This is a genomic window from Maribacter sp. C-4077, from assembly GCF_055378385.1.
On the sequence record NZ_AP038807.1, the window covers coordinates 3,812,092 to 3,823,036 of the forward strand.

The 10,945-nt window shown below is 42.1% G+C and carries 10 protein-coding genes; all 10 read left to right on the forward strand.

Translation table 11 applies throughout. The annotated features are described in order from the left end of the window. Positions 1-5: 5 nt before the first annotated feature. The 10 genes from lpxA to hisC all read left to right on the forward strand — a co-directional run bounded on the left by lpxA (position 6) and on the right by hisC (position 10,915). Positions 6-791, forward strand: a complete 786-nt coding sequence (gene lpxA, locus ACZ41C_RS16535; protein WP_138258126.1) for an acyl-ACP--UDP-N-acetylglucosamine O-acyltransferase — start codon at positions 6-8, stop codon at positions 789-791. Positions 792-860: 69 nt separating this feature from the next. Continuing rightward, the gene (gene efp / locus ACZ41C_RS16540) at positions 861-1,427 is read left to right on the forward strand and encodes an elongation factor P (protein WP_138258127.1); all 567 of its coding nucleotides are present in this window, start codon (positions 861-863) and stop codon (positions 1,425-1,427) included. A gap of 10 nt (positions 1,428-1,437) precedes the next feature. Then, positions 1,438-2,373, forward strand: coding sequence for a UDP-3-O-(3-hydroxymyristoyl)glucosamine N-acyltransferase (locus ACZ41C_RS16545; protein WP_138258128.1), 936 nt, complete (start codon positions 1,438-1,440; stop codon positions 2,371-2,373). A 160-nt stretch (positions 2,374-2,533) separates the two neighbouring features. Beyond that, positions 2,534-3,406: a succinate--CoA ligase subunit alpha gene (gene sucD / locus ACZ41C_RS16550; RefSeq protein ID WP_464563030.1), complete on the forward strand. Its 873-nt coding sequence runs from the start codon at positions 2,534-2,536 to the stop codon at positions 3,404-3,406. Between the two features lie 279 nt (positions 3,407-3,685). Then, positions 3,686-4,435, forward strand: a complete 750-nt coding sequence (gene fabG / locus ACZ41C_RS16555; RefSeq protein ID WP_138258130.1) for a 3-oxoacyl-[acyl-carrier-protein] reductase — start codon at positions 3,686-3,688, stop codon at positions 4,433-4,435. A 49-nt stretch (positions 4,436-4,484) separates the two neighbouring features. Next, entirely contained in the window at positions 4,485-6,509 is a 2,025-nt protein-coding gene (locus ACZ41C_RS16560; protein WP_464563032.1) for a vWA domain-containing protein, read from the forward strand. Positions 6,510-6,519: 10 nt separating this feature from the next. Continuing rightward, positions 6,520-7,335, forward strand: a complete 816-nt coding sequence (locus ACZ41C_RS16565) for a prohibitin family protein (protein ID WP_138258132.1) — start codon at positions 6,520-6,522, stop codon at positions 7,333-7,335. A 267-nt stretch (positions 7,336-7,602) separates the two neighbouring features. Continuing rightward, positions 7,603-8,460 (forward strand): ATP phosphoribosyltransferase, encoded by an 858-nt coding sequence (gene hisG, locus ACZ41C_RS16570; protein ID WP_138258133.1) that lies wholly within the window; start codon positions 7,603-7,605, stop codon positions 8,458-8,460. Between the two features lie 93 nt (positions 8,461-8,553). Next, the gene (hisD, locus tag ACZ41C_RS16575) at positions 8,554-9,846 is read left to right on the forward strand and encodes a histidinol dehydrogenase (protein ID WP_138258134.1); all 1,293 of its coding nucleotides are present in this window, start codon (positions 8,554-8,556) and stop codon (positions 9,844-9,846) included. 22 nt (positions 9,847-9,868) lie between these two features. Next, positions 9,869-10,915, forward strand: a complete 1,047-nt coding sequence (gene hisC / locus ACZ41C_RS16580) for a histidinol-phosphate transaminase (RefSeq protein WP_464563035.1) — start codon at positions 9,869-9,871, stop codon at positions 10,913-10,915. Positions 10,916-10,945: the final 30 nt, after the last annotated feature.

The window sequence follows — 10,945 nt, forward strand, 5'->3', positions numbered from 1 at the left end:
ACAGTATGAATCAGCCGCTGGCATATGTGCATCCAGGCGCCAAGATTGCAAAGAATGTGGTAATAGAACCCTTTACCACCATTCACAACAACGTAACCATTGGAGAGGGCACTTGGATCGGTTCCAATGTCACGATCATGGAAGGTGCTAGAATCGGGAAAAACTGCAATATTTTTCCTGGTGCCGTAATTTCCGCCCCACCACAGGATTTAAAGTACAAGGGTGAGGAAACGACCGTGGTCATTGGAAACGGAACTACCATCCGTGAATGTGCTACCATTCATAAAGGCACATCGGATCGTATGAAAACGGTGGTGGGCAAAAATTGTCTTATCATGGCCTATTGCCATATCGCCCACGATTGTTTGGTGGGCAACAATTGTATTTTCTCCAACAATTCTACCTTGGCCGGACATGTGACCATTGGTGACAATGTTATTTTGGCCGGATTGGTGGCGGTGCACCAATTTGTATCGGTTGGGCAGCATGCCTTTGTAACAGGAGGATCTCTGGTTAGAAAAGACGTACCCCCTTACGTGAAAGCCGCCCGGGAACCACTTTCCTATGTCGGGATTAATTCCGTCGGTTTACGAAGGAGGGGCTATGAATCGGATAAAATCAGGGAAATTCAAAATATATATCGCATTCTATATCAGAAGAATTTTAACAATACCCAGGCCGTCCAAATTTTGGAGGCCGAAATGGAGGCGACTCCAGAGCGTGACGAAATTCTACAGTTCATAAGGGATTCGCAACGTGGAATTATGAAAGGATATTTCAGTAATAGTTAATTACTGTACTTTTGCAACGTCTTGGTTTATCCAGATAAATTATCAAAAATCATTTTAAGAATATAACGAATGGCATCTACATCAGATATTAGAAAAGGATTGTGCATCAGATACAACAATGATATCTATAAAATCATTGAATTTTTGCATGTGAAACCGGGTAAGGGACCGGCTTTTGTTAGAACCAAACTAAAAAGTGTCTCTACCGGGAAGGTATTGGACAACACATTTTCTGCAGGACACAAAATTGAGGATGTACGTGTAGAAACACGATCGTACCAATTTCTGTATGCGGAAGGGGAGACCTACCACTTTATGAACACAGAGGACTACAACCAGATTACCCTAGCCGAGAGCGCTTTGGATGCGCCTGGACTTTTAAAGGAGGGGGAAGTGGTTAAGATTATGTTCAATACGGAGGATGCCATGCCCCTGTCCGTTGAAATGCCGGCAAGTGTAGTTTTGGAAGTAACCTATACGGAGCCGGGGGTAAAAGGAAATACCGCCACCAATGCCACAAAACCAGCCAAAGTGGAAACTGGTGCAGAGGTGAACGTACCGTTGTTCATCAACGAGGGCGATAAAATTAAGATCGACACCTCCAGCGGATCATACATGGAGCGTGTAAAAGAATAAAACCAGGTACTTGAAATTTCCGACTACTTTTTCCCTAAAACAGATTTCCGAAATCATTCAATCCGATTTTGTTGGTGATCCGGATTTTCCCGTGTTGGGCATGAACGAGATCCATGTAGTGGAAGCAGGGGACATTGTATTTGTAGACCATCCAAAGTATTACGACAAGGCCTTACATTCCAAGGCGACCGTAATTCTAATCAATAAAGAGGTAGATTGCCCAATAGGCAAGGCCCTTTTGATTTCGGATGACCCATTTAGGGATTTCAACAAACTCACCCAGTATTTCAGTCCGTTTGTAGCTTCGGTCAGGGCGATATCCAACTCGGCCAACATCGGAAAAAATACCATAATACAACCCAATGTATTTATAGGGAACAATGTTACCATTGGGGACAATTGTGTAGTTCATGCCAATGTGAGTATTTATGATAATTGCATCATTGGAAATGGGGTTACGATCCATGCGGGATCCGTCCTTGGCGCCGATGCTTTTTATTATAAAAACAGGCCTGAAGGCTTTGATAAATTGTTGTCCGGAGGAAGGGTCGTTCTTGAGGACAATGTGGACTTGGGCGCCCTCTGTACCATAGACCGTGGCGTTACCGGGGATACTACCATAGGTGCGGGATCAAAATTGGACAATCAAGTCCATGTAGGACACGATACGGTTATTGGCAAGAAATGTTTGATCGCTTCCCAAACTGGTATTGCCGGTTGTGTGGTCATTGAGGATGAAGTCACCCTATGGGGGCAAGTGGGTACCAATAGTGGCATCACCATAGGGAAAAAGGCCGTCATCATGGGCCAAACGGGCGTTACAAAGTCGGTTCCTGGAGGTAAAAGCTATTTTGGTACGCCTATTGAAGAATCTCGCGAGAAGCTGAAGCAATTGGCATACACAAAAAAAATACCGGAAATAATAAAAAAACTGGACAATAAATAAGAAGCGGAATACTTTAGTATTCTTTGACAAACATATATTTTTGCAGCAGAATTATACCTCGGGTCAAACCAACGGGTAATACGTTAGGAACTAATTTTAATTTCGAGGCAAGCCAATCGGTGTTTAACCCTTGGCTGTGCCAATAAAAATCAACAGCAATATGAGCGTTTTAGTAAACAGGGATTCCAAAATTATTGTACAAGGATTTACAGGAAGCGAGGGCACCTTTCATGCCGAACAAATGATTGAATATGGCACCAATATCGTTGGTGGTGTTACTCCGGGAAAAGGCGGCCAAGAGCATTTGGGAAAACCTGTTTTTAATACCGTTAGTGAAGCTGTTGAAAAAGTTGGGGCAGATACCTCTATCATCTTCGTTCCGCCCGCTTTTGCGGCGGATGCGATTATGGAAGCTGCGGATGCAGGCATCAAGGTGATTATTACCATTACCGAAGGAATTCCGGTAGCGGATATGGTGATCGCTTCCAACTATATCAAGGACAGAAATTGTAGGTTGATCGGTCCAAACTGCCCTGGAGTCATCACACCGGGAGAGGCCAAGGTAGGTATCATGCCAGGTTTCGTTTTTAAGAAAGGAAACATTGGCATTGTATCTAAATCCGGTACATTGACATACGAAGCTGCCGATCAGGTGGTACGACAAGGCTTGGGAATCACTACGGCGATCGGTATTGGTGGTGATCCTATTATTGGTACAACTACTAAAGAAGCTGTAGAACTTTTGATCAATGACCCTGAAACCGAGTGTGTAGTCATGATCGGTGAGATTGGCGGTCAATTGGAAGCTGATGCTGCAAAATGGTATAAGGAGAGCGGAAGTAAAAAACCGATTGTAGGATTTATTGCTGGGGAAACGGCTCCTGCGGGAAGGACCATGGGACATGCCGGGGCCATTGTTGGCGGTAGTGACGATACGGCACAGGCAAAAAAGAAAATCATGCGGGAGCACGGAATCCATGTAGTGGATTCTCCTGCCGAAATAGGTGCCAAGGTGAAAGAAGTAATGTCTTAGGACGTACCAAAATCAATGGACACCTAGATTTAATCCGCTAAATTCTTTAATTGAAATCAATTCAGTGGTTTTACTGAGCATAGTATTTTTTTTAAATCTCGATTATCGAGTAAAATCCCGTTGTTACGGGATTTTTTTTAGTCTATATACTTATATTTGATAAACGACCCTAGAAATAGTAACTGCATGAAAGCCTCATTGAGGGATTTGTTATGGAAAGTCAAATACCTCAAAAAAGGAAATGTTTAAGAATCAAACTATTAACCTAATTTTAAACGTGTGAAACTGTTAGAAGGAAAAAATGTAATAATTACCGGTGCCAGTCGAGGTATTGGAAAGGGAATCGCCAAGGTATTTGCGGAAAATGGGGCCAATGTGGCGTTTACGTATAGTTCTAGCGAGGCACCCGCCTTGGAGTTGGAGAAGGAACTTAATGCCCTTGGCGTAAAGGCAAAAGCCTACAAAAGTAATGCTGCAAGCTACGCCGAAGCGGAAAACCTGGTTGCCGAAGTTTTAAAGGATTTTAACGGCGTAATCGACGTACTTATAAACAATGCGGGAATCACAAAGGATAATCTTTTAATGCGTATGTCTGAGGAAGATTTCGATTCCGTTATGGACATCAATTTGAAGTCGGTCTTTAACATGACAAAGGCCACACAACGTACCTTCCTAAAACAACGCAAGGGCTCAATCATAAACATGAGTAGCGTGGTTGGTGTAAAAGGCAATGCCGGACAGACCAATTATGCGGCCTCCAAGGCCGGTATGATCGGTTTTACAAAATCGGTTGCACTGGAACTCGGATCTCGAAATATTCGCTGCAATGCCATTGCACCGGGTTTCATAGAAACGGAAATGACAGAGAAGCTGGATGAAAAAACGGTCCAAAGCTGGAGGGACGGCATCCCTCTAAAGCGTGGTGGCACTGCGGAAGACATTGCTAATGCCTGTCTGTTCTTTGCCTCTGACCTATCGGCTTACGTTACGGGACAGGTGCTCAATGTGGATGGCGGGATGCTGACATAAGCATCCAATATTTCCCGACTTCCAAAAGTCATCTCAACAAATTCAATTAATGCAAACTGAAACAGTTCTCCTTGTTATTTTAGCCGCAATGGTGGCTATTTTGGTAGCACTGTTTCAGTATTTTTATAGGAAAAAGAAAAGGACTCGGTTGACCCTTTTTCTGGCCTTCTTTCGCTTTTTAGGTGTATTTGGTATTTTGTTGCTCCTCATTAATCCCCAATTTGCCAAATCTACCTATACCATTGAAAATCCGGTATTGAATATATTGGTCGATAATTCCACATCCATGCAGGAACATGGAACTGACGTAAATACCGTTCTGGAAGCCTTGAACAATTCCGAAAACCTTCAAAATAGGTTTGCCATAAGCAGATTCGCCTTTGGAACCGATTTGAAACCTTTGGACAGTCTTTCCTTTAAGGATAAATATACGAATATAGGCGAACCTATTTTTAGTATTAACGAGGCCTATAGGAGAAAGCAGGGTGCATTGATCCTTATTTCCGATGGGAATCAAAACGTGGGCAGGGAATATACCTATCAGAGTGGTCCTAAAAAGCCCGTGTATACTATCACGGTCGGCGATACTACGGCGTATGAAGATTTGGGTATCGGACCTATAAATACAAACACCTATGCTTTCCTGAACAATAAATTCCCGGTTGAAACCTATGTGCGATATCAGGGAAGCGGCTCTATTGCTACACGGGTCCAAATAAAGGTAGGGGAAAGGACTATTTTTTCCGAAACCATTGAACTATCGGAATCCAACAATTTAAAAAACATCAATACGCTGATAGATGCTACTACTGTAGGCCTAAAAAGGATAAGCGTTAGCACGTCCCAATTGCCTTCGGAAAGAAATATTGCAAACAATAGCCGAGAAACCATGGTGGAAGTGATCGACGAAAAAACGAATGTCGGCATCGTTTCTGAAATTCTGCATCCAGATTTGGGAGCTTTTAAAAAAGCGATTGAAAGTAACGAACAAAGAAATGTGACATTCTTAAAACCAAATGCTCTAGCCGGAACTTTAGAGGAAATGGATATTTTTCTGCTGTATGATCCCAATAGAAGTTTTAATGCCATCTTTCAATTCATAAAAAATAAAAAAACCAATTATTTGATCATAACTGGGGTCAATACCGACTTTAATTTTCTCAATCAGGTTCAGGAAGATTTTGAGGTTGAACTGGGTTATCCGGAACAAGAGGTGTTTGGGAGGCCCAATGCCGCTTTTTCCAATTTTGATATTTCCGATTTTGATACCGACGATTTTCCCCCATTAACGAGCGATGCAGGTCCCATTACAATGAAGGTACCCCATGATGTATTACTGGATTCCGAAATCAGGGGCGTGAACATCAATTCACCCTTGCTTACTGTTATGGAACAGGAATCGTGGAAGAAGGGTATTTTGGCAGGTGCCGATATTTGGAGATGGCGCGCTCAGACCTATCGTTCCACTGGCGATTTCACGAATTTCGATAGCTTTATGGGGAGACTGGTGCGGTATTTTACGGCAAGTGCACAGCGAGACCGACTCAACCTGGAGTATTCAAATACCATTGAGGGCAGCAATAGGGCGATCATTACCGCCACGTATTTTGACCAGGCATATATATTTGACCCAAATGCAACTCTGAATATAACCATTACAAACACTGAAAACGGGAACTCCTCCAGTAGGACCATGGCCATAAGAAGCGGATACTACGAAGCGGATTTGAGCGATTTGGAACCGGGATCCTATGAATTTACAGTAAATGTGGAAGGGGAGGGAATCTCAAAAAACGGGAGCTTTGCAATTTCTGATTTTGATCTTGAAAAACAATTCGTTTCCAGTGACCACAAAAAAATGGCCCTGCTTGCCAATAACACCCATGGTGCTTCTTTTTTTCCAGACCAAATCGATAGCTTGATCGAGGATTTAACCAGCAACAACAACTACGTGCCGACACAAAAAAGCATTGAAAATATCGTATCTTTGATAGACTACAGGATACTCTTGGCCATAATCATAGTGGCGTTTAGTACGGAGTGGTTCCTAAGAAAATATAACGGACTAATTTAAACACAAAGAGATGGACAAATTACCAAAAATAGCCTTGCCGGTCATTTTTATTTTTATTGTACTGGTCATATTAATTTCAAAATCTGCCGTTACCATTGGTTCTGGTGAAGCAGGTGTGCTCTACCGAACGTTTGGAAACGGTGTGGTAACGGATAAGCCCCCCATGGGAGAAGGATTTCACTTGGTCGCACCTTGGAACAAGGTATATATCTATGAGGTTAGGCAGCAGGAAGTCTTTGAAAAAATGAACGTACTTTCCAGCAATGGTCTGGATATAAAGCTGGATGCATCGGCCTGGTTTCAACCAAAATACAATGAGTTGGGCAAGTTGCACCAAGAAAAGGGGGAAGATTATGTACAACGCGTATTGTTACCCACGATCCGTTCCGCGGCGCGTTCCGTAGTTGGTCGCTATACACCGGAGCAATTGTATTCCAGTAAAAGGGACGCCATTCAAATGGAGATTTTTGAGGAGACCAAAAAGATTGTGGACGACGAATACATACAGCTCAATGAAATACTGGTACGTGATGTTACTTTGCCACCGACTATCAAGGACGCTATAGAGCGAAAATTGAAGCAGGAACAGGAATCCTTGGAATATGAATTCCGATTGATTACTGCCGAAAAGGAGGCTGAGCGTCAAAGAATTGAAGCGCAAGGCAAGGCCGATGCCAATAAAATACTAAGTGCATCCTTGACCGATAAGATTTTGCAGGATAAAGGTATCGATGCTACCTTAAAAATGTCAGAATCCCCAAATTCAAAAGTAGTGGTCATTGGAAGTGGAGGGGACGGATTGCCTTTGATTTTGGGAAATAACTAAAATACCTAAGCATTTCGCTTTTTGAACTAAATCTCGAATATCGAGTCAATTGTTATTTTTCGGAAATATTCTTTTCCATAAAAAAATTAAATTTTACTTTTACACAGTAATGAAGAAAAAAAATACACATCATCATTTTTATACTTGCTCTCAAGCGAGGTAAAAATGTATTGTAGTATTACAGACATATTTTAAAACCCGTTTGAGAAATCAAGCGGGTTTTGTTTTTGGTTTCAATAGCATCAACAAAAAAATAAAGAAACGAGCATGACAAAAATTAGGATTGCGATTCAAAAATCGGGAAGATTGAACGAGGATTCCCTTCAAATTTTAAAGGATTGTGGCATTTCCATAGATAATGGCAAGGACCAATTGAAGGCATCCAGTAGAAACTTTCCCATGGAGGTTTTTTACTTGCGCAATGGCGACATTCCCCAATATTTGAGGGACGGAGTGGTGGATATAGCCATAATCGGGGAAAATGTTTTGATTGAAAAAGGAGAGGATATTTCGATTGCGGAAAAATTGGGCTTTTCCAAGTGTAAGGTCTCGTTGGCGGTTCCAAAATCGGTTAAATATAAATCCGTACACGATTTTGAAGGAAAACGTATCGCTACCTCGTATCCCAATACCGTGAACAATTATTTAAGGGAAAAAGGGGTCAAGGCGGAATTACACATTATTAACGGGTCTGTGGAGATAGCACCCAATATTGGCTTGGCGGATGCAATATGTGATATTGTCTCCAGTGGTAGCACCCTTTTCAAGAATAATTTGAAGGAAGTGGAAGTGATGCTTACCAGCGAAGCGGTATTGGCTGTTTCACCAAAGATATCAGAGGAGCGCAAAGCCTTGTTGAAAAGACTTCAATTTAGGATTCAGTCGGTTTTGCGAGCCCGAAAATCAAAATACGTGCTGTTGAACGCCCCAAATGATAGGTTAAATGATATATTAAAACTACTTCCCGGGATGCGCAGTCCAACGGTGCTACCTTTGGCGGAAGAAGGATGGAGTTCCGTGCATACGGTTATCGATAAGGATACCTTTTGGGAAGTGATCGACGAATTGAAAAAGGTGGGTGCCGAAGGTATTTTGGTATGCCCAATCGAGAAAATGGTTTTGTGAAACGGCTATTGGATGTTGGCATTTTGCTCGTAGTTATAAAATATAATGAATTTCCAAAAGCTAAAAATCAGTTGCTAATTTGAGATTGAAAGTATGAACAAAATTTATAGCCCAAGTAAAGAATCTTGGGACAAGTTGCTAAAAAGACCCACCCAAACTATATCTGATATCGAGGATACGGTAAATAGGGTCTTCTCAGAAGTGAAGGATGGTGGGGATTCCGTTTTGAAGAAGTATACGGTAACCTTTGATGGGGTAGTGCTGGATAGTTTATTGGTATCTGAACAGGAAATAAAGGATGCAGCAGGTTCGGTATCCCAAAAGCTACAGCAAGCCATTCAATTGGCAAAAAGCAATATCGAGAAGTTTCATAGGGCCCAAAAGACCCAAAAGGTTTCTGTAACAACCGCTCCTGGTGTGGAATGTTGGCAGGAAAAGAGACCTATTCAAAAAGTCGGTTTATACATTCCTGGGGGAACGGCCCCTTTATTTTCTACTATTTTGATGTTGGCGGTACCGGCGAATTTGGCGGGATGTAAAGAAATTGTTTTATGTACGCCACCGGACAAGCAAGGTAATGTCAATCCTGCGATATTATATACAGCGGGATTATGTGGCGTGACAAAAATCCTGAAAGTTGGGGGTATCCAGGCGATTGCAGGAATGACCTTTGGTACGGAATCCGTTCCCAGAGTCTATAAAATTTTCGGACCCGGAAATCAATATGTAACCGTCGCAAAGCAAATTGCCACGAAGCATGGCGTGGCCATCGATATGCCCGCAGGGCCTAGTGAACTTTTGGTTTTTGCCGATGATTCAGCAAATCCCGCTTTCGTTGCATCCGATTTATTGAGTCAGGCCGAACACGGTACGGACAGTCAGGTACTATTGGTTTCAACCTCAAAAGAAATGATAAACCAAGTAGAAACAGAACTTGAAAATCAGCTCAAAGAATTACCACGAAAGGACATCGCCGAAATGGCCATTGAAAATAGTAAATCGATTTATATAGAAGATGGGCAAACGGCCGTAGAATTGATCAATGCGTACGGGCCGGAACATTACATTATCTGTGCCAAGGACGAAGATTATTTTATTGACAACGTGGCAAATGCCGGATCCGTATTTGTTGGAAATTATACCCCGGAAAGTGCGGGCGACTATGCATCCGGAACCAACCATACACTTCCCACCAATGGTTATGCGAAACAGTATAGTGGCGTGAATCTGGACAGTTTTATGAAAAGTATGACCTTTCAAAAAATAAGCCCGGAAGGAATTCTGAATATAGGCGAGGCCATTGAGCTTATGGCGGAGGCGGAAGGTTTGCAGGCACATAAGAATGCGGTCACCTTACGGTTGAAAGAACTAAAAAATGTCATTTAGATCAAGGTCGAGAAATATTGATATGCAAAAATTTGAACTGAATAAATTGATCAGGGAAAACGTAAAGGGCTTAAAACCTTATTCCTCGGCTCGGGACGAATATGTTTCGGATGGTTCGGAAATGATTTTCTTGGACGCCAATGAAAATCCGTTTCAAAATGGCGTCAATCGCTATCCAGATCCACAGCAGCGGAGTTTGAAGTCGGTACTGGCCGCGCAAAAGGGAATCTCAGAAGCCAATATTTTATTGGGCAATGGCAGTGATGAAGTGCTCGATTTGCTTTTCCGGGCCTTTTGTGAACCAAAAGTGGATAATATTATTACACTGCCGCCAACGTATGGCATGTACAAGGTTTTGGCTGATATCAATGTAGTGGAAAATAGGGAAGTACTATTGTTGGAGAATTTCCAACCGGATGTGAACACGATTTTAAATACGATGGATACCCAAACCAAAATGATTTTCATCTGTTCGCCCAACAACCCCACAGGGAATAGTTTCGCTGCGGAAAGCATTGAATTTTTGTTGCAGTCCTTTCAAGGTTTGGTGGTCATTGACGAAGCCTATATAGATTTTTCATTGGAGGATAGTTGGGTATCCAAATTATCGGACTATCCCAATTTGATTGTAACACAGACTTTGTCAAAGGCCTATGGCATGGCCGGCATCCGTTTGGGGATATGTATGGCAACCGAAGAAATAATATCGGTATTAAACAAAATAAAACCGCCTTATAATGTCAATGAACTGACCCAACAACGGGCGTTGGAAAGGGTAATGAATCAGGAAGGAATTATCCAAGAAGTCGAGAATATCCTTAAAGAAAGAAAGGCATTGGAACAAACGTTGAAAACCATTCAATTTGTTGAACAAGTTTATCCTACCGATGCCAATTTTATTCTGGCCAAAGTGGACAATGCATTGCTCAGATATGACCAATTGCTAAAAAAAGGTATTGTCATTCGCAATAGAACTACGCAACCGCTTTGTGAAAACACCTTGAGATTTACCGTAGGGACCCATAGGGAAAATGAATTTTTGATAAAGGCCTTAAAAGAATTACCATGAAACCCTCATCGAGGGATTTGTTATGGCAAT

Bases quoted from the DNA above. Each gene is read 5' to 3' on its own strand.
- lpxA (WP_138258126.1), top strand. From the start codon at position 6: ATGAATCAGCCGCTGGCATATGTGCATCCAGGCGCCAAGATTGCAAAG.
- efp (WP_138258127.1), top strand. From the start codon at position 861: ATGGCATCTACATCAGATATTAGAAAAGGATTGTGCATCAGATACAAC.
- sucD (WP_464563030.1), top strand. From the start codon at position 2,534: ATGAGCGTTTTAGTAAACAGGGATTCCAAAATTATTGTACAAGGATTT.
- ACZ41C_RS16560 (WP_464563032.1), top strand. From the start codon at position 4,485: ATGCAAACTGAAACAGTTCTCCTTGTTATTTTAGCCGCAATGGTGGCT.
- ACZ41C_RS16565 (WP_138258132.1), top strand. From the start codon at position 6,520: ATGGACAAATTACCAAAAATAGCCTTGCCGGTCATTTTTATTTTTATT.
- hisG (WP_138258133.1), top strand. From the start codon at position 7,603: ATGACAAAAATTAGGATTGCGATTCAAAAATCGGGAAGATTGAACGAG.
- hisD (WP_138258134.1), top strand. From the start codon at position 8,554: ATGAACAAAATTTATAGCCCAAGTAAAGAATCTTGGGACAAGTTGCTA.
- hisC (WP_464563035.1), top strand. From the start codon at position 9,869: ATGCAAAAATTTGAACTGAATAAATTGATCAGGGAAAACGTAAAGGGC.